The organism is Paenibacillus brevis, assembly GCF_018919145.1.
GTDB lineage: Bacteria > Bacillota > Bacilli > Paenibacillales > Paenibacillaceae > Fontibacillus > Fontibacillus brevis.
Window position 1 is genome coordinate 41,694 of the sequence record NZ_JAHLQJ010000005.1, and the last position, 20,833, is coordinate 62,526.

At 48.4% G+C, this 20,833-nt stretch carries 20 protein-coding genes; 4 read left to right on the forward strand and 16 right to left on the reverse strand.

Annotation, left to right across the window (positions count from 1 at the left end):
• Positions 1 to 10 precede the first annotated feature (10 nt).
• Positions 11 to 844 carry a carbohydrate ABC transporter permease gene (locus KQJ23_RS07125; protein ID WP_216478167.1) on the reverse strand — a complete coding sequence of 278 codons (834 nt, stop codon included), beginning with the start codon at positions 842 to 844 and terminating at the stop codon, positions 11 to 13.
• Between the two features lie 15 nt (positions 845 to 859).
• Positions 860 to 1,762 (reverse strand): carbohydrate ABC transporter permease, encoded by a 903-nt coding sequence (locus KQJ23_RS07130; RefSeq protein WP_216478168.1) that lies wholly within the window; start codon positions 1,760 to 1,762, stop codon positions 860 to 862.
• A 342-nt stretch (positions 1,763 to 2,104) separates the two neighbouring features.
• Here KQJ23_RS07130 and KQJ23_RS07135 point away from each other — a divergent pair, with 342 nt between their 5' ends.
• A complete protein-coding gene (locus KQJ23_RS07135) occupies positions 2,105 to 3,154 on the forward strand; it encodes a GntR family transcriptional regulator (RefSeq protein WP_216478169.1) in 1,050 nt (349 codons plus the stop codon).
• A gap of 53 nt (positions 3,155 to 3,207) precedes the next feature.
• On the opposite strand, the gene KQJ23_RS07140 is transcribed toward KQJ23_RS07135, so the two are convergent.
• From KQJ23_RS07140 to KQJ23_RS07150, 4 genes are all read right to left on the reverse strand, one after another.
• The gene (locus KQJ23_RS07140; RefSeq protein ID WP_216478170.1) at positions 3,208 to 4,137 is read right to left on the reverse strand and encodes an MBL fold metallo-hydrolase; all 930 of its coding nucleotides are present in this window, start codon (positions 4,135 to 4,137) and stop codon (positions 3,208 to 3,210) included.
• 105 nt (positions 4,138 to 4,242) lie between these two features.
• Positions 4,243 to 4,353 (reverse strand): cytochrome bd oxidase small subunit CydS family protein, encoded by a 111-nt coding sequence (gene cydS / locus KQJ23_RS24155; RefSeq protein ID WP_392391862.1) that lies wholly within the window; start codon positions 4,351 to 4,353, stop codon positions 4,243 to 4,245.
• A 7-nt stretch (positions 4,354 to 4,360) separates the two neighbouring features.
• A complete protein-coding gene (locus KQJ23_RS07145) occupies positions 4,361 to 5,392 on the reverse strand; it encodes a cytochrome d ubiquinol oxidase subunit II (RefSeq protein WP_216478171.1) in 1,032 nt (343 codons plus the stop codon).
• Entirely contained in the window at positions 5,389 to 6,738 is a 1,350-nt protein-coding gene (locus KQJ23_RS07150; RefSeq protein ID WP_216478172.1) for a cytochrome ubiquinol oxidase subunit I, read from the reverse strand. Before KQJ23_RS07150 ends, KQJ23_RS07145 begins: the two co-directional genes overlap by 4 nt.
• A gap of 386 nt (positions 6,739 to 7,124) precedes the next feature.
• Between KQJ23_RS07150 and KQJ23_RS07155 the strand changes: the two genes are divergently transcribed.
• Positions 7,125 to 8,255: a virulence factor gene (locus KQJ23_RS07155; protein ID WP_216478173.1), complete on the forward strand. Its 1,131-nt coding sequence runs from the start codon at positions 7,125 to 7,127 to the stop codon at positions 8,253 to 8,255.
• A 285-nt stretch (positions 8,256 to 8,540) separates the two neighbouring features.
• Here KQJ23_RS07155 and KQJ23_RS07160 read toward each other — a convergent pair whose 3' ends face one another.
• From KQJ23_RS07160 to KQJ23_RS07190, 7 genes are all read right to left on the reverse strand, one after another.
• Positions 8,541 to 8,714, reverse strand: coding sequence for a hypothetical protein (locus KQJ23_RS07160; protein WP_216478174.1), 174 nt, complete (start codon positions 8,712 to 8,714; stop codon positions 8,541 to 8,543).
• 21 nt (positions 8,715 to 8,735) lie between these two features.
• Positions 8,736 to 9,428, reverse strand: a complete 693-nt coding sequence (locus KQJ23_RS07165) for an ABC transporter permease (RefSeq protein WP_249529579.1) — start codon at positions 9,426 to 9,428, stop codon at positions 8,736 to 8,738.
• Positions 9,421 to 10,344, reverse strand: a complete 924-nt coding sequence (locus KQJ23_RS07170) for an ABC transporter ATP-binding protein (RefSeq protein ID WP_216478175.1) — start codon at positions 10,342 to 10,344, stop codon at positions 9,421 to 9,423. Before KQJ23_RS07170 ends, KQJ23_RS07165 begins: the two co-directional genes overlap by 8 nt.
• 83 nt (positions 10,345 to 10,427) lie before the next feature.
• A complete protein-coding gene (locus KQJ23_RS07175; protein WP_216478176.1) occupies positions 10,428 to 11,378 on the reverse strand; it encodes a sensor histidine kinase in 951 nt (316 codons plus the stop codon).
• Between the two features lies 1 nt (position 11,379).
• A complete protein-coding gene (locus tag KQJ23_RS07180) occupies positions 11,380 to 12,096 on the reverse strand; it encodes a response regulator transcription factor (RefSeq protein ID WP_216478177.1) in 717 nt (238 codons plus the stop codon).
• Positions 12,097 to 12,294: 198 nt separating this feature from the next.
• Entirely contained in the window at positions 12,295 to 13,422 is a 1,128-nt protein-coding gene (locus KQJ23_RS07185) for a transglutaminase domain-containing protein (RefSeq protein ID WP_216478178.1), read from the reverse strand.
• A gap of 221 nt (positions 13,423 to 13,643) precedes the next feature.
• Positions 13,644 to 14,768 (reverse strand): RNA-guided endonuclease InsQ/TnpB family protein, encoded by a 1,125-nt coding sequence (locus tag KQJ23_RS07190; protein ID WP_216478179.1) that lies wholly within the window; start codon positions 14,766 to 14,768, stop codon positions 13,644 to 13,646.
• Positions 14,769 to 15,169: 401 nt separating this feature from the next.
• Here KQJ23_RS07190 and KQJ23_RS07195 point away from each other — a divergent pair, with 401 nt between their 5' ends.
• Entirely contained in the window at positions 15,170 to 15,367 is a 198-nt protein-coding gene (locus KQJ23_RS07195) for a hypothetical protein (RefSeq protein ID WP_216478180.1), read from the forward strand.
• Between the two features lie 81 nt (positions 15,368 to 15,448).
• Here the strand turns inward: KQJ23_RS07195 and trxB are convergent, their stop codons facing one another.
• Both trxB and KQJ23_RS07205 read right to left on the reverse strand, forming a co-directional pair.
• Complete coding sequence (gene trxB, locus KQJ23_RS07200; RefSeq protein ID WP_216478181.1) at positions 15,449 to 16,408, reverse strand: thioredoxin-disulfide reductase; 960 nt, start codon at positions 16,406 to 16,408, stop codon at positions 15,449 to 15,451.
• 192 nt (positions 16,409 to 16,600) lie between these two features.
• Complete coding sequence (locus tag KQJ23_RS07205) at positions 16,601 to 18,550, reverse strand: heavy metal translocating P-type ATPase (protein ID WP_216478182.1); 1,950 nt, start codon at positions 18,548 to 18,550, stop codon at positions 16,601 to 16,603.
• Positions 18,551 to 18,826: 276 nt separating this feature from the next.
• On the opposite strand from KQJ23_RS07205, the gene KQJ23_RS24160 reads away from it, so the two are divergent.
• The gene (locus tag KQJ23_RS24160) at positions 18,827 to 19,210 is read left to right on the forward strand and encodes a tetratricopeptide repeat protein (RefSeq protein ID WP_430522288.1); all 384 of its coding nucleotides are present in this window, start codon (positions 18,827 to 18,829) and stop codon (positions 19,208 to 19,210) included.
• Between the two features lie 209 nt (positions 19,211 to 19,419).
• Here the strand turns inward: KQJ23_RS24160 and KQJ23_RS07215 are convergent, their stop codons facing one another.
• The gene (locus tag KQJ23_RS07215; protein ID WP_216478184.1) at positions 19,420 to 20,712 is read right to left on the reverse strand and encodes a homocysteine synthase; all 1,293 of its coding nucleotides are present in this window, start codon (positions 20,710 to 20,712) and stop codon (positions 19,420 to 19,422) included.
• Between the last annotated feature and the right edge of the window lie 121 nt (positions 20,713 to 20,833).

Consider the following 20,833-nt stretch of genomic DNA (forward strand, 5'->3'; position numbering starts at 1 on the left):
ACATAGGGGGTTAACCCTTTACAGCCCCTGCTGTAATTCCTGCTTGAATATATTTCTGAGTCGTCAAGGCCAGGATAAGCGCCGGTATAAAGGCTATGGTTCCAGCAGCTGCCAAAGTGCCGAATGGAGTATCCTTTTGCAGTTGAATCATCCCGCTAATGCCCAAAGGCAGGGTCTTATTCTGATCGGTAAAAATAAGAACCAGGGATAAGCTGAATTCATTGTACGCGGCCAGAAAGACAAGTATAGCTGCCACAACAATTCCGGGAACGATAAGAGGAAGCGCAATTCTCCAATACGTATTGAATTCATTGCACCCGTCTATCCTTGCGGCTTCAAAGATCTCGGTCGGCAATTCATCAAAGAACCCCATGAAAAGCCAAATTGCCAATGGCAAGGCAGCTGTTACGTAAACGATAATGAGGGTAAATAAAGTATCCAGAATGCCTAACTTTTGAAAAATAATGTAGTAAGGAATGATGAATACAAGCCCGGGCACCATTCTCATCACGATAATCGCATATTGCCAGAATGCTCGTCCTTTAAATTTAAAGCGGGAGAATCCGTATCCAGCGAACGTAGCCACGATAATTGCACATGCAGTACTTGTGATCGCCACAAACATACTATTGAGAAAATACGTACCAATTTGGTGCTTCGTAAAAACTTCAATGTAATTCTGCAGAACCCACTTCGAGGGGATGAACTCCGGCGGAACCTTCATGATCTGTCCGGTCGATTTAAAGGATGTCGTAATTGCCCAGTAAATTGGAAATAAAAACAAAATTACAAAAAAAGCAAGCAGCAAGTAAAGTACAATCTTCTCTGCGCTATTTCTTTTCAAAGTCAGCCCTCCTTGCTACTGCCGATCATTTCGGATTAATTTCATAAATATAAGCGTTACGAAAATTATAATGATAAAGAAAATGATCGCGCCTGCCGAACCAGCGCCCACATTCATATATCGAAATGCGGTTTTGTAGATCATCGTGCCCATTGTCTCTGTACTGTCTCCAGGGCCTCCGTCCGTCAAGATCATAATCGAATCGAATATTTTCAAAGCGTCCATGACCCGCAAAGAAACAACCAGTGCTATAAAGTTGCGGGTAAGAGGGAGCGTAATCTTGAAGAAAACTTTTACACGGTTGGCCCCGTCAATGGATGCACTTTCATAGATATCCTTTGGCACCGTTTGCAAGGCAGCAATTAAAATTAACATACAGAAGGGAGTTGCCCCCCAGACGTCAATAATAATAACTGCGATCTTTGCGGGCAAAGTTTCCCCAGTCCATGCGACAGCCTGTAAGCCGAGCGATTCGAACAAATAATTGATCGGACCATAAATAGCTCCAAACATAATCTTCCACATCGTCGTCGAGACGACCGGTGCGAGCATCATCGGCAAAATGAACAGACTCTTAAAAATTTTTGTTTGTCTGCTGACCTTTTCGTTGTTTAAAATCAGGGCCAGAATCATTCCCAGCGTCACATTCAGTAATACGGTAAAGAAGGTGAACACCAGCGTCCAACCAATAGACTTCATAAAAGGGCCATTAGTCAGCATGTATTTGTAGTTATCCAGCCCTGTCCATCTGATCATCGAATTCGGCAGCGACAAGTTATAATTTAATAGACTTATATAGATGGAGTAAGCCAGCGGCACAATTGCTAATAATGCGATGAGTATGACCGCCGGCCCAATAAATAAGTAGGGCGTAGCCCTTTCCGACAGTTTTTTGACAGCCCCTGCACCTGATTTCATGAAATTTCCACCTTCATTCCTTTCTGGATAGCGCTTACACATAAATAATAAAAACTACGACCTCTAAACCCCCTTTGAAAATCCCAGCTCTCCTTTCTAAAGTCGTTTAATAGATTGAGATACATTGAATTAAAGTTGCTTTTTTATACTATTATATTATTGAAGAATAATATATACTAAATACAGTATAAAGTATATTTAATATATTAAGATGAATTATTTTCTTGTTTTTAAAGGTTTTTTTATATACTAATATCGTTTTAATTTATAGACTTACCTGATAGTGAATTATATAATCTACTTGGTATAAAAAATATTATGTTGTAGGTGTGATCATTCAATATGAAAGAACAACCGCTGTACAAGCAAATCCAAGAGAAAATCAAGGAGCAAATACGCTTGGGGATTCTTCGCCCGGGGGATCGGGTAGGTTCGGAAAAGGAACTGTCTCAACTGTATTGTGTCAGCCAGATCACAACAAAAAATGCTCTAATCGGGCTTGCCGAAGAGGGGTGGGTTGAGCGGGTTCAAGGGAAAGGGACCTTTGTATCTTCGCAATCCTCTGAGTTGCATCCAGTATCTACACATCCTGTATTAATTGGGGTCATCCTTCCCAGCATGAGAAACATGATTGACCAGCAGTTGCTTAACTATATTGAACAGTACACCTATGAGGAAGGATTTCAAATCCTGCTGCGCATAACGAGAGAATCTGTAGAAAAGGAGACCCAGTCGGTTAGGGATCTGCTGGAGCTCGGAATCAAGGGCTTAATTATTTTCCCTACAGAAGCAGAAAACTATAATGAATCTATCATACAGTTGTCCTTTGATAAGTTTCCTATAGTACTAGTTGACCGCTTCTTCAAGAACATTCGTGTCCCCCATGTGATCTCCGATAACGTGACGGGAACCTTCGAGGCAATTAAACACCTGCTAAATAAAGGGCATCGCCAAATCGCTTACATTTCGCCTGAAATCACAAATTCAGTTACTGAAGACCGGGCAGCCGGCTATGAAAGGGCTCACCTGGAGCATCATATTCCCATCGATAAATCGCTTTGGTGTCTTCTCAGCTTGAATTCGATTCAGCAAAATACTGCGGAGCAAAAGATCGCGGATTTTCTAGAAGCTAAAGATAATGTCACCGCAATTTTTACCGTCAATGTCCGGCTAGCACATATCGTATATTCCTATTTGCGAAAGCACGGATTATTGGATCGGATTGAGCTCATAACTTTCGATATCCCGGACATTCCCGGAGTATCTTATGTGGCTCAAAACATTGAAGCCATCAGTCGGAAAAGCATAGAAATGCTGAAGGCCCAATTAACCGGGGGAAATGTGCCACAACAGCACTTGGAGCCGGTAAAGCTATGTTTGCAATCCAATTAAAAAAGTAGCGTGAGCATCAAATATTCGAACTTGTGCTCACGCTACTTTCTCATCTACATAAGCCGCAATGTCTCCCCGTGCAGCAGCACCTTAATCGCATCCTCGGGAATTCCGCGCTTTGCCCGGTCTGCCTCCAGCCGATCCAGCGCCTCTCTTGCGGTATCATCGGCAAGCCGGAATGTGCCGTAATGCATAGGCACCATCAGCTCCGCCTTCACATCGAGAAAAGCCTGAACAGCTTCCTCCGGGGTCGTATGCTGGCTGGTCATGAACCATTCCGGCTCATACGCTCCGATCGGCAATAGCGCCACCGAGATATCGAAGCGTTCTCCGATCTGCTTGAAGCCGGGAAAATAACCGCTGTCTCCGGCAAAATAGATGCTTCGCATCGAGCCTGAAACATCCTCCAGCACGAACCCGCCCCAATGCGAGGTGTTCGTATCGAATGGCGTTCTCCGCGTCCAGTGCTGGGTCGGGACAAAGGAAATCCTGGCGTCCCCAATCTGCATGCTTTCCCACCAGTTCAGCTCGCGGACACGCCGGAAGCCCTTGCGGGCCATCTTGCGGGCTAACCCGATCGGAACGATCAACTGCGTGTTCTCTCGATATAATCTCCGGATGGAGGATACATGCATATGGTCGTAGTGCGAATGTGAAATGAGGATCACATCCACCTCCGGTACATCGCTGATTGGCAGTCCCGGCATCCCCAATCTCCGCTGAAATCCCATTCGCATTGCCCAGACCGGGTCTGTAACGATATTAAGACCGGCGAATTGGATCAGAAAAGTGGAGTGCCCGATCCATGTAATCGCAAGCTCGCTGCGGTTGGAGCTTAAATAGTCGAGCTGCGGAGGAGAATTGGGAATTAAATATGAATAGTCCTTCTTCTTCCGGCGGCGTTCCTCCCGCCATTGCCTGAATTGCTTTAAGGTTTTATCCGTACTGATATTGTCCAGATTGGTATAGCGCGTCTTCGGCATTTAAAGATTCCTCCTTCCAGCCCCTGATCTATCTCTTTTTTCATTGTAGGGCACCTCGACCGAATTTTCCAACATCCCGGTTCAGGTGGTACTGGACGGCCTCTCTCATTCGAGCTCATCGGCTCGGGGTTTTGATTTTGCCGCATACACGAACAAGAACACTACCGCCGCTACAATGACCAATTCAGGAGCGATCATGATGATAAAGTGTTCCATCGGCTCCTCATCCTTTCTTCAGCGGACTGCCGCTTACATATTTAGCATCGAACAGGAACAGGCGCATCATTAAGATCAACGATGGAATCAGCACGAGCAAGCCGGCGAGAAATGCGGCAATCAGCGCCCCAGCCATCACATCGTTGGTTATACTGTCCGCCGTACTGATCTGGTCATACAGGATATAGGGAAGATGCGATCTTCCATAGCCGTACCAGGCAAATCCGAACTGCAGGATGACCAGCAGGAATGACCAACCGAGATTTTTCTTCTTCCATATAAAATAAACCGCCAGTAAAAAACAAATCAGTGAAGCGATGAACATCCAGGCCATATCCAGCATGTTGCTGAAATGGGCCGGGTTCTGCCGGTTGATCTGAAAGAATGCGAACAGGCAGGCCAGAATTGTCGGTCCGCTCCAAGATAGAGCATATGTGCGAAGTACGGAAAATGCTCCTTCATCCCCCGCCTTGTGAGCATAGAAAGCTAGAAACATCGCAGAAATGTACAACACGGACACCAGCGCTAGGATAATGACGGACCACGTATACGGATTTGTGAGGAACCGGGCCCAGTCAAGTACGACCTTCCCGTTCTCTTCCCGGATAATTCCTCCTTCGGATATCGCCAGGATAGTGGACAAGGCTGCCGGAATCAAGAGACCCGTCGCCCCGTAAATCGCCATATAAGTTATATTATCCTCTTTGCTGCTTCCGTAAGTGTTATAGGCGTAATATGCGCCGCGCAGGGCAAGCAATACTGTGACGAGACTGCCCGGCACCAGCAATGCCGTTCCATAATAATAAGCCGAATCGGGAAAAAAGCCGATCAGCCCGACCACAAAGAAAATCAGGAAGACATTCGTTACTTCCCATACCGGCGATAAATAGCGCTGAATGATCGTATGCACCTTATTATTGTGCCCGGTGATCTTGCTGTAATAGCTGAAAAATCCCGCACCGAAGTCCACAGAGGCCACGATCAGATAGCCGAACAGAAACGTCCACAGAACAGTTATTCCTATGATTCCGTAGCTCATGACCGTCCTCCTTCCGGGATCCCCAGCTGCTTCATCTCATCATTGACGTCTTTGCCTCTGAACAGCTTGACAAGCACGGCAATACAGGAAGCACACAGCACAATATACAGCAGTACGAACAAAATCAGCATATAACCTACGCTGTTAGAGGTGGTTGCCGCTTCCGATACTTTCATATAACCTCGTACGATCCATGGCTGCCTTCCGATCTCCGCAAACATCCAGCCAAGCTCAATTGCCGCCATCGCTAAGGGGCCCAGCGCCATCACCCCCAGCAGCAGCCAGCGGGGGTAGCCTTTACTTTTCCCGCGAAATCTTCTTCGTAATAAAAATAAAAATGGAATAGCAAGCAAGACAACGCCAATCGTCACCTTTAAATCAAACATATAGTGAATGAGCAATGGCGGGCGCTCATCCTCCGGGAATTCCTCCAGACCGATCACCTTCGTATTCGGCGAATTTCCGGCCAAAATACTGAGCGCGTACGGAATTTTCAAGGCATAATGGACGTTACCGTTCTCATCGCGCACACCGCCAAAGATCAATGGAGCCTGCGTCATGGTCTCAAAGTGCCATTCAGCCGCCGCCAGCTTCTCAGGCTGATAATGAGCCAGAAATTTTCCGGAAAAATCCCCGATAATAGCCGTACTGGCAGCAAAGATAAAGGAAGCCATCACAGTCAGGTTTAAAGCCTTTTTGAAATAAACCTCCTTGCGCCCCCGCAGCATGCTGTATGCGGCAATACCAGCCAACAGCCCGGCGCTCAGCGTATAGGATGAAGCCAACACATGAGACACCTTGGTCGGGGTAGCCGGATTGAACATGGCTGCCAGCGGCTGCACATCGGTGAAGACTCCGTTCCTTAAAGTGAAGCCTTGCGGTGAATTCATAAATGCATTCAGACTCGTAATGAAGAATGCCGATGCCGAAGAGCCGATCGCCACAGGAATAAGCAATAATAAATGAAGCATCGGCTTTTTGAAGCGGTCCCAGGTATACAGATACATCCCGAGAAAAATTGCTTCGATAAAAAAGGCAAACGTCTCCATGAATAGCGGCAAAGCAATTGCATGGCCGGCAACCCGCATAAAGGTAGGCCAGAGCAGGCTCAGCTGCAAGCCAATCGCCGTGCCTGTTACAACGCCAACCGCCACAGAGATGACAAAGCCCCTTGCCCAGCGGCGGGCAAGCAGCGTATAGTGGGGATCCTTCGTTCTGATGCCCCTCCATTCCGCCAACGCGATCATCAGGGGGATTCCCACGCCGATGGAGGCAAAGATAATATGTACGAATAATGTGAGCCCGGTAAGTATCCGGCTTAAGGTAACGGGATCCATCGATAGCATCGGAATTTCACTCCTTAAGGATAATATTGCATGAAACGAAGCGTACTTCGGACAAATGCCGCCAGCATAATGACAGCGATGACAAGACAGACGAAGATTAAGGTTTTTTCCTGCTTCTTGAACATGCGCTCTCCTTCCTTTATCCAACACCTCTGATCAGAAGCCGACTTCGAGGGTGAACGCAAGATTCGATGCCGAATCAACCTCTTGAATTACTTCGTGATCAAAAGCTGACTTTTTGAACTACCTCTCAAGTTAGTGTGTCAATTCGATTCCTTTTTATTCCTTTGCTCTTTTCCGGATTATAAGGCAGGAACTTGGGCTTCTCGAAAACATAAGATACAATAGATTTGAAGTATTTTTTTGAAAGGAGCTTTTACACGGAGATGAAAATTGTCTTTATTGAGCCTACCCCAAGCCCTAATTCCATGAAGCTCCATCTGGATGAGACGCTGGAGTCCGGGATCCGCAGAACATACACGACCGATAACATTCGTTCCGCTCCTCCATGGATTGCCGACATGCTTCGCATTCCGGGAGTAAAAAGTGTCTTTCATACAGCGGATTTTATCGCTCTTGACCGTAAAGGCGGGGCGGATTGGGCTGCCATCCTTGCTGAGGTTGAGCACCAGTTCGGCCAGGAGGGCATCTCCTCCGCTTGGGACCCTGAGGCTGCCAAGGCTGCCGGCTACGGCGAATCCGAAGTGCTGGTGCAGTTTTTCCGCGGCATCCCGATGCAGATCCGCGTCAAGTCCGGGCAGCACGAGGAGCGGATCAGTCTCGGGGAGCGCTTCGTCTCGGCGGTGACCGAGGTGGCAAGCGCCACGCTCATCAAGGAGCGGAAGCTGACGGATTACGGCGTCCGCTATGGAGAGCCGGCCGAGATCGCCCGCGAGGTCGAGCAGGAATTGGAAGCCGCTTATCCGCCGGAGCGGCTGGAGACGATTAAGACGCAAGCCATCGCTCACGGGCGCAGCGAGGCTGAATTCATCGAGCAGCGCCGCACGCTCGGGCTTGCGGAGGTCCGCGGGATGATGGAGCACGCGGACTGGCATGTGCGCTACGCGGGGCTCGAGGCGCTTCAGCAGCCAGGCCCCGAGGCACTGCCTTTGCTGGCGGAAGCGCTGCGCGATCCGCAGCTTCAGATCCGGCGCCTCGCGGTCGTGTACCTCGGCGACCTGAAGACGCCGGAGGCGGTGGAGCTGCTGTGCGAGGCGCTCCGCGACCGCTCGCCGGCCGTTCGGCGCACGGCCGGCGACACGCTGTCCGACATCGGCGATCCTTCGGTAACACCGGCGATGATCGCTGCGCTGAAGGACAGCAGCAAGCTAGTGCGCTGGCGGGCAGCGCGCTTCCTCTATGAGGTGGGAACCGACGACGCGCTGGACGCGCTCATTGAAGCCGTCGATGACGTTGAATTTGAGGTCGGGCTCCAGGCCAGAATGGCGGTCGAGCGAATTCAATCTGGAGAAGAGGCGGCGGGAACAGTCTGGCAGCAGATGGCCAAGCGCAAATAAACCTCAGCAGCAGTAAACAGTGGAGCACACAATGTGAAACACAAACAGAGCGAAGCACACTGGTGCAGTAAGGTAAGCAAAAACAACAAAGCTAGGCCTTCAGAGCAAGCAGAGTTCAGCCATCAGAAGTCAGCCTTCAGAGCAAGCAGAGAGGATGCCACAAGTGAACCTTGTAGCATCCTCTTCTTTTATGCCATATAAAAGACCGAGATACCTCCCAGGTTCTGCGGTCTTCTGCCGTAAACGTAATAGCAGCTCTCTATGCTCTTTGCCGGAAAGGCAAGCCTACCGCTTTTTTCTGACGATTCCCAGGTACAAGGCCAATACGAGCCCCAAGCCGGCATTACCTGCAACGTTAACGAGCAGCGTGCGATTGCCTGTGCCTGCAAAAAGCAGTACGTTCACCAGCAATGAAGCGGCACTTAAAATCAGCAGCCATTTCAGTATGGTATTCAGCATCTCATTTCCTCCCCAGCGCTATTAAAGTACGTCGTCACGTTCAACATTACGAATGGAAAGGTAAGCGACAGCCGCACCGAGTAGCGCCATACTCACCGGGACGGCGACAATAGAAAAGAGGTTGAAGCCCTCAACGGTCTGGCAGACAACCGCAGCGACCAGGAACGACGAAACAATGGTTGCTGACACCGAATGCTTGCGCATGCCAACATACAAGGGGATCAGGCTTAAAAAGCTGGTCGCCAACGCACTCATGACGATCGTCGTCAACGTTTTGAACACAATCGACAAGGTCAGAGGCTCCGGGATGATTGAGATGAACTGGTTTACTATATAGATGCTTATTCCCACCACCAGATTTGTCAGGATATAGGCCGAAAATACAAACACGATGATGACCAGCAGCTTGGCGGCAATAAGCTTTTTCCGGTTAATAGGGTACATAAACAGGACGTTAATAGATTTGCTCCGATACTCTTCTATTACAATCCTGGCAAGAAGCACGGCAGCGAATACGATATAGGTCCCCCGGACGAGCACATCTAGAATAGTGAACCAATTTTCATAGTTCATTATGGGGAAAATTTCTCTCATTTCCGCATTCAAGCTGAAGGTGCACATCAGGATAAAAATAACGGCAGTCGCAAGTAAAGCAGCGTAAATATACGAGCTTAAACGAAATTTACGCATTTCCAGCTTCATAAGCTTAAGCAACAGTGCCACCTCCTTTCAGGATCGAAAGGAAATAATCCTCCAGCGACCCTTTTTTCTGATGGACAGCCTCAAGCTCTACCTCATGCAGCACCAAGCCCTTCATTAGTTCACTTTGAGAAATGGGGCAGTCATAAATACGAAGCTCGGCATCTCCGGTGATCCGGATATTCGTGAGGTTCAAATAGTTCTCCAGCACATAAGCGGCTTTATGGGTTGAAGGGGTAGTGAGTTCGATATATTCCGCAGTCTGCTGAGCGATATGATCCATGGAAACCTCCTGCAGCAGCTTCCCTTCATTCATCACCGCAATCGTATCCGCAATCAGCTCAATCTCGGCAAGAATATGACTGGAAATAAGAATCGTGATTCCATACTGCTTGCACAGCATTTTGAATAAATCCCGAAACTCTTTGATCCCCACCGGATCGAGGCCATTAATGGGTTCGTCCAGAATAAGCAGCTCCGGCTTAGTCAAAATAGCCCTTGCAATGTTAAGGCGCTGCTTCATCCCCAGCGAAAAATCCTTAACAGGCTTCCCTTCAACTTCCTTCAGACTCACCAGCTCAAGCGCTTCAGTAATCGACTGTTTGTTGTAATAGCCCATGTACTCACAGTGAAGATCCAAATTCTCCCGGGCTGTTAATCTTTCGTAAAAAATTGGGTTTTCAATGATCGTACCCATTCGCCCTAATAAGTGGTATGAATGAGGAGTCAGCTTTTTTCCGAAAATTTCAATCTCCCCTGCTGTCGGTTTGACCAGATTGGTGAGCATTTTCATGACGGTTGTTTTTCCCGCTCCGTTGGGGCCGAGCAGACCGTAGATTTCCCCCTGCCTGATGTTCAGATTCACATTGGAAACAGCCTCCTTGCCGTTATAAGCACGGGTAAGCTGTTTCGTTCTTACCGTATAAGTCATCCTTGTATCCCTCCTTTATTCCCTGCAAGATTTATTCTAAGGATTAGTCTTTCCTTCTTTCTTACTCGTTCCTTACGAATTTCTTACTTTGAAAAGGAGATGTGTTTTAGCTGGACGGTAAAGATCGTTTTTTCATAGGGCTTGCTGTGGATGCGGATAACGCCTTCTTGCGCCTCCACCAGCCTTTTGGTAATGGTTAGTCCCAGACCGCTGCCTTGAAAAAATTTATTGCGTGAGTCCTCGAGGGTATACATTCGTTCAAACACCCGTTCCTGATGAAGCTCGCTAATTCCCTTGCCCCGGTCCCAAACCTCCATATACACAAAATCATCATCGGCCCGCAAGGTTAACCCAAGCGTTTTTCCTTCCCCGCCATGCCGGATGGCGTTGGAGATTAGATTGTTCAGAATCCGCTCCAGCGCCTCCTCATTTCCCCATACGAGAAGCGGGTTGTCCGGAATTTCGATCAACACCTCAAATCCCTTGGCCGTAAGGGTGTCGTAAAAGGCTAATATGTTTTTTCGGGACACTTCATTGATGTCAACGGGCGAAAGCTCAATCCGCTTATCTCCGGACTCCAGTCTGGCCAGATCAAAAAATTTGTGAATCAGCTCCAGAACCTCGTTGGCCTTGACGTACACTTTGCCTTGCAGCGCCTTCCGTTCCTCCTCGCTAATGCCCGGGTGAAGATGAAGCGTCTCCAGATAGCCAAGCACCACCGTGAGGGGAGTCTTTAAATCATGAGAAATGTTGGAGATCATTTTGCGCATCGCTTGCTCCATCTCCATAAAATCTGCGGCTCTCTGCTGATTATGCTCCAGCAGTCGGTTAATTTCGATCAGAACGGGAATCAAGGCTTGATCCGATGTAAACACGAGCAGCTTCTCGTTCGTCCCTTCCGTGATGATGCTGTTCAGCTGATTCTGAATGTGCTTCAGGTTAGCGCTTCTCACCTGATAGGCATAAAATTGAACCGCAGCAATGACCGCCAGGACAACAACTAGGACAACAAGAATAACTAGAGCAATCACCATGTTATTGACCATCCCATTTATAGCCGATGCCCCACAAGGTTTTTATATAGCGGGGGTTAGATGGCTCGTCCTCTATCTTCTCGCGCAGCCGGCGGATATGTACGTTTATGACATTCTCATCGCCATAATATTCATCGTTCCATATAAATCTGTAAATCTGCGCTTTCGTAAACACCCTGTTAGGATTAGTGGCAAACAGCTTGAGAATTTCAAATTCTTTAGCCGTCAGCTTAAGATCTGTCTCGTCCCTCCTGGCTGAATAATTGTCCAAATCTATCTGTAAATCCCCGAAATTCAAAACCTTAAATTCAGGGGCCTGGTCTTGGAGGACCGAAGTCTCTGGATTTGAATACATGGTAGCCCTGCGGATCATCGCTTTAATCCGGGCCGATACTTCAATCAGGGAGAAGGGCTTCGCAATGTAATCATCCGCCCCGAAGCCGAGTCCAATCGCCTTGTCCACATCGCCGTCCTTGGCAGACACGATGATAACGGGAATAGCGCTTTGATTCCTTATTTGTTTAATGACCTCAATCCCGTCGAGTTGTGGCATCATAATATCCACGATAACCAGATCGAAATGATCCTGTCCAAATCGGATGAGCCCATCCACCCCATTCAGCGCAGCCGTAACATCATAGCCTTCTTTTTCTAAATAACCCTGGAGCATTTCCACGATTTGTGTATCATCCTCAACCAATAGTACTTTATAAGCCATGAGATTCTCCCTCTTCTATATAAATAAAACGTTCCCGTGCTCAAGCGGGCCTTGCTCAGCTTCTATATATATACTGCTCCCGGCTTTATGCTCCCTTCGGAGGGCAGCAGAAAGCCAACAGCTCCCCATATGAAAAAGAGGTGTCCCCAAAGTCACTGACTAGGAAGCACCCTCTGATTATTACTTATTTTCTTCGAATCAAAGCTCCCAGGCAATCCACACTTTCAGATCTCCAGTATCCTCAAATGGTTCGGACATATACGTGATCCGGTCGATTGGGAACTGATACAGCTCCGGCAGGTCCTCAAGTAATTGCTCCAAGGTTCCGGCATAACGAATCGTGATATTCATGCCGCCGTCCTTGAGCTTTGCCGCAACCGCATTTTTAAGCTGAGCCTTGGAAGTGATCACGTTCTCCCGCTTATACAGGTCGTAGCCCAACTCTACTTGAAGCTGTTGATAGAAAGCTGCCCGGTTATCCCCCTTAGACTCCAACACCTGCAATGCATCCCGATACAACGTTGAAGCTACGGGCACACTGACACTCCAGCTATGATCCTTCCTGATCTGCTGATCATTGAGCAGATAATACTTATAGCTGATGTCATCGGGAAGCGATCCGATCGGATCGTCCCACGTCGTGTCCAGATGGTACCATGCTCCATTGATCTGAACTAGGTTCCAGGCATGCCGCTGTCCTCCAGCCATTCCTTCTACAATTAAATTCTTCATTCCTGATTGCTCCAACAGCCTGTAGGTAAGAAGGGCATAGCCCTGACAGACCGCTTCGCCTGAATAGACGGCATCATAAGCCGTATATTTTTTCATTTGAGTGTCATATTTCATATTTTGAACGACATAGTCATGTATTGCCTTCACTTTCTCATGCTCATTCATACCGGCAACCAGAATTTGCTTGAGAATTTCTGCGGCGCGCTTGTTCACATAATTGCTCTGGGCCGCATTTTCCCGATAAGTCACCTTTAACGTGATATTCACAATCCCGTTCTTGGTTCCTTCCCAAGAGTAGTTATAACGCTCCACTACATATTTCGTGTAAGGGTCGCTTTCCAGAGCCGCATTCATCGCAGTCTGGAGCAGACTCCCCATTGATTTTGTAGAGCCCTTGTATTTGAAGCTGATTGAGGTTTGACGGGCCTTCATGCCCGTGACGAACTCTTGCTGAATGCCCTGAGTTGTAGTCACATAAGCCTGCTTCGCTGCGGCTACGACGATAACATTGTTCCAATTGGCCGGAATACTGCAAAGGAGCACTGTTCCTGCAATTCCCGCTGAAATCCAGAAGTGGCCTCGTCCTTGTCTCATGCTCGCTTCCTCCCTTGGAAAATTCCGCTATCTTTTCTATTGTAGCACAGGATTAACCGCAAAAGTCTTCTAGTTTTGTCAGTAGGACACGCTTTGTCAACAACTCACGACTGAAGTCGCAAACTTGTAACTGCCCGGAAGTGAGAACGATAGTTAGCCTCCTTCCTTATAGGTGGCGTTACATTAGGCAGGCTGACAGCTGCCCAGCTATGTAGGTGTACCTACATAACCCCTTCAGCGATGTACTTCATTCCAATACGCTGAAGATTCATTGCAGCAACACGGTCATCATTGGATCTATAGCCACATGCCCTACAGCAAAAACAATGCTTCTTTTTATCCCGATTCGCTTTGTTTTTGTAAGTACACTTCGGGCAGGTCTGTGATGTGTACCTGGGATCAACTGCGATTACAACGGCTCCGCGGAGGGCTGCCTTGTATTCGATCATCTGTCTAAGCTGGTAGAATGACCATGACACGAACTCATAACGGTCTTTAACTCGAACCTTTTCAGTAGCTTTTCGGATACCCGTTAAGTCTTCTACAACAAATAGGGTAGATGGCTTGTACCGTTCAACGAGTGCCTTTGAGATGACATGGTTCACTTGGGTCATCCAGCGGTTTTCTCGTTCACCGATTCGTTTCAGCTTCCTGCGTGATGAAGGTGTGCCGACTTGTTGCAACGTTTTACGTAGAATCTTATATTGTGACCGCTTATCCTTAATCGGTCTGCCCGGATAGAACACACTTTCCCCTGCGGTATCATAGGTAGTTGCAACAAAGTTGATGCCTAAATCAATACCAACAACTTGATTGATCAAGGGAAGGGCAGTTTCTTCGACTTCTCTGGTCATGGGAATGTACAGATACCACTTTCCGCGCTTTGTAACTAACTTGGCACTACCAAAAGACCATGTAGAGCCAAAATAGGTCTCCATCCCTTTCATAACAAAAGGGACCTTGACGCGCCCTTGAAGCGTATTGATAGAGAAGAGTTGCTTGCTCAGTGAATAGTCGCGATGCCAGACAAGGTCGTACTCGGGCTTTTTGAAGTGAACCCGAGTCCACGGATGACCGTTACTGACAGCTGACTTATACCGAGCAACCACCGTTTTCAGAACAGATTGTGCCATCTGTGACCGTAGATTGAAGGTGTTTCGCAGTTCATGGTAGTGAAGCTTGTGAAGCGAATGTACATGACGAATCCTCGTCATATAGACAGTCTGAGAGACCAGATTGCACGCTTGCCGATAAGCACGAATCGTTTGAAGCATTTGCTCCGCTTGCTCGGGTGACGGAATAAGCTTCACTTTAGCGGTTACTGTGATCTTTTTCTTTTCTTCCATCCTACCGATCACCACGATTCATTGGATTAATGGGGGCAAAACCAAAATCAGGTTCTGATTACCTACATAACCATTATTCCAAACAATTGTTCGCATCGGAAGACCACTACATGTATTTAATTAACAATTATTTAGAGGGAGGCAGTTAAAGGAACTGAACTAAATACAGGCGGCAGAACACGTAAATTCCTCTCGCGACTGAAGTCACGAGTGTTCCTTTACGCAAATCATGAAGTTTCTGATATTTTGAATACACAAATAAAACTGACGTTAAATTGACTTATTTTTCAAACCTGGGCATCCAAAAATGAAATCAGGTTTGGTATAATAAAAAAACAGTTCAATATTGTGATATATGTCATTGCTTAAATCATTTTCAAAGTTGGGGAGCGGTTACTGCCATGACGATTGTTGATCTTTCGGATATTTCCATCGAATTATTTATCGCCGTGATGTTCTTTCTCTTGATTATCGCACCTTTAGTCAGTCTGGGAATTCTCCGGCTATTTCAAGGAAAGAAAAAGGTCGGACTTGGCCTGATCGGCAGCGGCGTGATCGGATACTTTATGTTTCAACTGATCGTCGGCTTGCTCGTGTAAGTTACAGACTCGATGAATTCGGCATAAACAGGGCCGCACTCAAGAATCGGAAAATTCCATCTCTTGAGTGCGGCCTTTATTTTAACCTATAATGCTATTCTGAGCTACTGCTTGATGCTCCTTGCTCTCCAGAAACTTCTCGCAATCCAGCGCTGCCATGCATCCGCTGCCTGCTGCAGTAATTGCCTGCTTGTAGCGCGTATCCTGCACATCGCCGCAAGCGAATACTCCCGGAATATTAGTCTGCGAAGTGCCTGGCGTTACCAGAATATAACCATTCTCATCAGTCTCAATTTGGCCCTCCAAAAAGGCGGTATTCGGATGATGGCCGATCGCGACGAAAACGCCGGACGCGGAAATGAATTCTTCCTCTTCAGTAGCATTATTTCGAACCTTGAGTCCGGTCACCACCCCGTTCTCGTTCACCACAACCTCCAGTGGAGTGCGGTTCAGCGCCCATTCTACTTTTTCATTCAGACGTACCCGATCCTGCATAATCTTCGAGCCCCGCAGCTCATCCCGGCGGTGTACCAGCGTCACCTTGGAAGCAAAGCGCGTAAGGAATCCGGCTTCCTCCAATGCGGAATCTCCCCCGCCCACAACAATAATCTCTTTGTTCCGGAAGAAGAAGCCGTCACAGGTCGCACAGGTACTCACCCCGCGGCCTACATTTTCCTGTTCGCCAGGAATGCCAAGGTACTTAGCAGTAGCACCTGTCGAGAGCACCAGACTCTCCGCAAGCAATTCGCCGATTCCTTCCACTTGCAGCTCAAATGGACGACGGCTTAAATCCACTTGATTGACCCAACCTGTACGGAACTCCGCACCAAACCGCTCGGCTTGCTTCCGCATATTGTCCATTAACTCCGGACCCATAATTCCGTCTGGAAATCCCGGAAAATTCTCAACCTCTGTAGTAGTCGTAAGCTGTCCGCCAGGCTGCGGTCCTTCAATCACCAATGGATTCATATTGGCGCGTGCCAGATAGATAGCGGCAGTCAGACCCGCAGGTCCGGTTCCGATAATAATGGATTTATACATCATAGACTCCTCCTCAGAAGCGAAATACAGTTCATATACCCATGAATAGAATAAAATTAGCTGAAAGCTGACTTTCTGAACTTTCATTATAAGATTAATTATGTGGACTGTCTCCTGCAGTGTCAACAATTCCGGCTGTAAGGTTGGGTGAAGTTTACATGAAGGAATGATGAAATGTCTTGCACATTCCGATTAACGCAGCAAGCGCAGTCCGTTCAAGATCACCAGGATCGTACTTCCTTCATGGCCGATAACGCCGAGCGGAAGCGGAATGTCCTGAATGAAGTTACTGGTAACAAGCAGCAAAATCACGGTTCCCGCAAAAATCAGGTTCTGCATAACGACTCTGCGGGCCCTTGCTGCCAGCTCCATCGTATCCGCAAGCTTGTCGAGCTTGCCGTTCATAAGCACGATATCTGCGACATCAAGTGCGGCACCGCTGCCTCCCTCACCCATTGCAATTCCGACCGAAGCCGTCGCCAGCGCAGGGGCATCATTAACACCGTCACCGATCATGGCCACCTGGCCGATCCGCTGTCCCAGCTCTTTGACCCGCTCCAGCTTCTCTTCCGGAAGCAGATCACCATATACCTCATCGATTCCCGCAGCGGCCGCAATGAAGTCCGCCGTTACTTTTCGGTCCCCGGTCAGCATGACCGTCTTGATCCCCAACCGATGCAGCCTCGAGATGGCCTCCCTTGCTTCCGGCCTGATTTCATCCCGAATTCCAAGAATAGCTGCATAGTTCCCATCACAGCTAATAGCGGATACCGTGTTTCCTTGCTCTGTCAGTCCGTGGATTACTTCTCTCAGTTGATCCGGGAACAGCAGATCCTGCTCATTCGCTTTTTCAATGATCCATGTTCTTCCGCCGACACTTGCCTGAATCCCCCGCCCTGGAAGCGACAGGATATCTTCCGCCGCCGGCAGCTCCAAGTTCTCCTTTTTGGCCTCCGCAAGGATGGCACGGGCGAGCGGATGCCTTGACCATTGCTCTATCGAAGCGGCAGCAGCCAATACCTCGCCCCGCTCCCATCCTTCCAAGGTGATCATCTCCGTTACAATCGGATTGCCTAAGGTCAGCGTCCCTGTCTTATCGAAAGCGGCTACCTTGACACCTGCCAGCCGATCCATTGAAGCAGCCGCCTTGAACAGCACGCCCCGGCGCGCGCTTCTGGACATGGCCGACAGCATGACCGGCATCACTGAGGAGACCAGGGCACATGGAGAAGCAACCACCAGAAACACCATGGATTTATAGAAGCTCTGCTCCCAGGACCATCCCAATATTACAGGTGACAACAGCAGCAGAACTGCTGTAACCGCAAGAACGGCTTTAGCATAAGTGCCTTCAAGCCGCTTAATAAACTGCTGCGTTTTGGGGGTTTCCTTTTCCGCTTGTTCAACAAGCTTGATGATTTTGGCAAAAAGAGTCCCTTCAGCAGGTGATTCGACGGTAACATAAAGTGCGCCATCCTCATTGAGCGTTCCGGCATAGACCTCATCTCCCCTTCCCTTGCGGACGGGAACCGACTCACCGGTAATTGATGCCTGGTTGACATAGGAATCCCCATTTTGAATCAAACCGTCTGCGGGAATGACCTCATCGGGTCTGATCAACAACAGGTCTCCAACCTCCAATTCCTCAACCCGGACCTCTCTCCTTACTCCGCCCTCGATTTTTACAGCTGTCTCGGGGCGAAGCGCGGCAAGCGCTGAGATGTCTTTTTTGCTCTGTTCACTGGCATAGGATTCCAAGGCACCGCTAAGGGCAAAGATAAAGATCAACATCGCCCCTTCATTCCAATAACCGATCGCGGCTGCTCCGGCAGCAGCGGCAATCATTAGCAGATTCACATCCAAGTCCTTTTCGCGCAGCAATGTCGCAACACCGTCTCGCGCTTTCGCAAATCCTCCCAGCCCGTAAGCCGCAATATACATACCGGTTGAGAGCCAGCCCGGGAGAGCCCACTGTCCCGCTATCCATCCGATCAGCATCATAACTCCGCTGCCCAGCGCCATCATCATTTCCCGATGACGCAGCAGCCGGGCGAATGATCTCCGATGCTTGCCCCCCGGATCAGGATTGCCCGAAGTTTTCGCCGTTGCTTCCTTCGGCTTTAAATATGCTTTCGCTTCCATTGTGATCTCCTCCTCGTTGTTCCCTCTAGCTAATTGATAATGAATACCATTGTTAGCCCCCTAAAAATGGCACATGCTGCCCCGGAAACTCCGGAGCAGCATGTTATTGAGAATGATAATCATTTTTGTACTAATACAATAAAATTGCGCGTGGGAAACTTTTATTTAATTTTATTGTATTCCTAAGTACCTGCAATGTAAACCATCAAATAGAAATAAATGAAAAAAAGTGAGATTACGCCGTGCGTTGCGAAACAAGTGCCGAAAAGCACTAAAATGATTGGTGGGCGGCTCGGGCGGCGAAATAAATGCCAAAAGGCATTAAAATTGCTGGCATGGGCGTTCGTGCGGCGAAATAAGTGCCAAAAGGCATTAAAATCGCTGGCGTGGGCGTTCATGCGGCGAAATAAATGCCAAAAGGCATTAAAATTGCTGGCATGGGCGTTCGTGCGGCGAAATAAGTGCCAAAAGGCATTAAAATCGCTGGCGTGGGCGTTCATGCGGCGAAATAAATGCCAAAAGGCATTAAAATTGCTGGCATGGGCGTTCGTGCGGCGAAATAAGTGCCAAAAGGCATTAAAATCGCTGGCGTGGACGTTCATGCGGCGGAATCCGCTGCTGGAGCCGGACCGAGCTTATTTTAGTGACAAATGCAGCTAAAGCTTAGAGGTTTGCCAAAACCAGCAAGCATGGAGGTAGGACGGCTTTTCTCTCGCCCATAATTTGATTAAGAAAGCCGCAGTTGGACGCAAAAAGAAACCAAGGAATCAAGCGAGAGAAGGCCGCTTAGCTCCTTGGTTTCTAAATGAATATCACTCTGTTTTGTTATTAAGGGTGTACAAAATTTTAGGGACACCCTCTTAATTGGATTAGACTTGGCTGGCGGCGATCGCCTGTTCCAAATCATAGAGAATATCGTCAATGGCTTCTGTCCCGACAGACAGACGAATCAGCTCAGGATTAACTCCAGCCGCCTCCTGCTCCGCTTCGTTCAATTGCTGGTGCGTTGTGCTTGCCGGGTGAATGATCAGAGACTTCGAGTCACCGACATTGGCCAGGTGAGAGAACAGCTTCACGCTTTCGATCAGCTTGCGTCCTGCTTCCAGACCTCCCTTTATGCCAAAGGTAAGAATCGCTCCCTGACCCTTAGGCAGGTATTTCCGGGCCAAGTCATAGGAAGGGTGGCTTGGAAGGCCGGCATAGCTTACCCATTCCACGGCTTCATGCTGCTCCAGGTACTTGGCTACCTTGAGAGCATTCTCGCTGTGACGCTCCACGCGAAGATGAAGAGTCTCCAGCCCTTGAATCAGCAGCCATGCATTGAATGGAGACAAAGAGGCGCCCAGGTCGCGCTGCAGTTGAACCCGTGCTTTAATAATATAGGCAAGCGGGCCGACGGCTGCGGTATAGACAACACCATTATAGCTTGGGTCCGGCTGAGTCAGTCCCGGGAACTTATCATTCGCGGTCCAGTCGAACTTGCCGCTGTCGACGATGACACCGCCAATCGAAGTACCGTGTCCTCCGATGAATTTGGTCGCGGAATGCACGACTATATCTGCGCCATAATCAATCGGCCGAAGCAGATAAGGGCTCGGAAAAGTGTTATCCACGATCAGCGGGAGGCCGTTCTCATGAGCAATCGCCGCTACAGCTTCAATGTCGAGCACATCACCTTTGGGGTTTCCAATCGTCTCTGCGTATACAGCCTTGGTCTTGTCGGTAATTGCCGCACGGAAATTTTCCGGATTTGAGGCATCCACGAATTTCACGGTAATTCCCAGCTTCGCCAGAGTAATCGCGAAAAGGTTATAAGTTCCGCCATACAAGGTAGATGAGGACACGATCTCATCCCCTGCCCCGGCTATATTCAGAATCGAGAAGGTAATCGCCGCTTGTCCGGAAGCCGTTGCCAAAGCACCGACTCCGCCTTCAAGCGCTGCAATGCGTTTCTCAAAGACATCATTCGTCGGGTTCATGATCCGGGAATAAATGTTGCCGAATTCCTTCAGACCAAACAAATTGGCAGCATGCTCAGTATCATTAAATACGTAAGAAGTGGTCTGATACAACGGAACTGCTCGTGAATTTGTTACGGGATCCGGCTCCTGCCCTGCATGAATAGCTAGGGTTTCGGGGGCAAATTGACGTTCTTCGGACATAGGGTAATCCTCCTTTAATTTGGCTATAATCGACCCGTCGGTCAAGTTGTTTTCACTATTCTCTCACAGAATGTTCAATTTGGAAATAGTAAATCCGATAATTTTTGTATGAATTAAAAAA

Coding starts and splice junctions, on each gene's coding strand:
- KQJ23_RS07215 (WP_216478184.1), bottom strand. CDS start 20,712: ATGTCCGAAGAACGTCAATTTGCCCCCGAAACCCTAGCTATTCATGCA.
- KQJ23_RS07180 (WP_216478177.1), bottom strand. CDS start 12,096: ATGGCTTATAAAGTACTATTGGTTGAGGATGATACACAAATCGTGGAA.
- KQJ23_RS07185 (WP_216478178.1), bottom strand. CDS start 13,422: ATGAGACAAGGACGAGGCCACTTCTGGATTTCAGCGGGAATTGCAGGA.
- KQJ23_RS07170 (WP_216478175.1), bottom strand. CDS start 10,344: ATGACTTATACGGTAAGAACGAAACAGCTTACCCGTGCTTATAACGGC.
- KQJ23_RS07130 (WP_216478168.1), bottom strand. CDS start 1,762: ATGAAATCAGGTGCAGGGGCTGTCAAAAAACTGTCGGAAAGGGCTACG.
- KQJ23_RS07175 (WP_216478176.1), bottom strand. CDS start 11,378: ATGGTGATTGCTCTAGTTATTCTTGTTGTCCTAGTTGTTGTCCTGGCG.
- KQJ23_RS24160 (WP_430522288.1), top strand. CDS start 18,827: ATGATTGGTGGGCGGCTCGGGCGGCGAAATAAATGCCAAAAGGCATTA.
- KQJ23_RS07135 (WP_216478169.1), top strand. CDS start 2,105: ATGAAAGAACAACCGCTGTACAAGCAAATCCAAGAGAAAATCAAGGAG.
- cydS (WP_392391862.1), bottom strand. CDS start 4,353: ATGGAACACTTTATCATCATGATCGCTCCTGAATTGGTCATTGTAGCG.
- KQJ23_RS07155 (WP_216478173.1), top strand. CDS start 7,125: ATGAAAATTGTCTTTATTGAGCCTACCCCAAGCCCTAATTCCATGAAG.
- KQJ23_RS07145 (WP_216478171.1), bottom strand. CDS start 5,392: ATGAGCTACGGAATCATAGGAATAACTGTTCTGTGGACGTTTCTGTTC.
- KQJ23_RS07195 (WP_216478180.1), top strand. CDS start 15,170: ATGACGATTGTTGATCTTTCGGATATTTCCATCGAATTATTTATCGCC.
- KQJ23_RS07150 (WP_216478172.1), bottom strand. CDS start 6,738: ATGCTATCGATGGATCCCGTTACCTTAAGCCGGATACTTACCGGGCTC.
- trxB (WP_216478181.1), bottom strand. CDS start 16,408: ATGTATAAATCCATTATTATCGGAACCGGACCTGCGGGTCTGACTGCC.
- KQJ23_RS07205 (WP_216478182.1), bottom strand. CDS start 18,550: ATGGAAGCGAAAGCATATTTAAAGCCGAAGGAAGCAACGGCGAAAACT.
- KQJ23_RS07160 (WP_216478174.1), bottom strand. CDS start 8,714: ATGCTGAATACCATACTGAAATGGCTGCTGATTTTAAGTGCCGCTTCA.
- KQJ23_RS07140 (WP_216478170.1), bottom strand. CDS start 4,137: ATGCCGAAGACGCGCTATACCAATCTGGACAATATCAGTACGGATAAA.
- KQJ23_RS07190 (WP_216478179.1), bottom strand. CDS start 14,768: ATGGAAGAAAAGAAAAAGATCACAGTAACCGCTAAAGTGAAGCTTATT.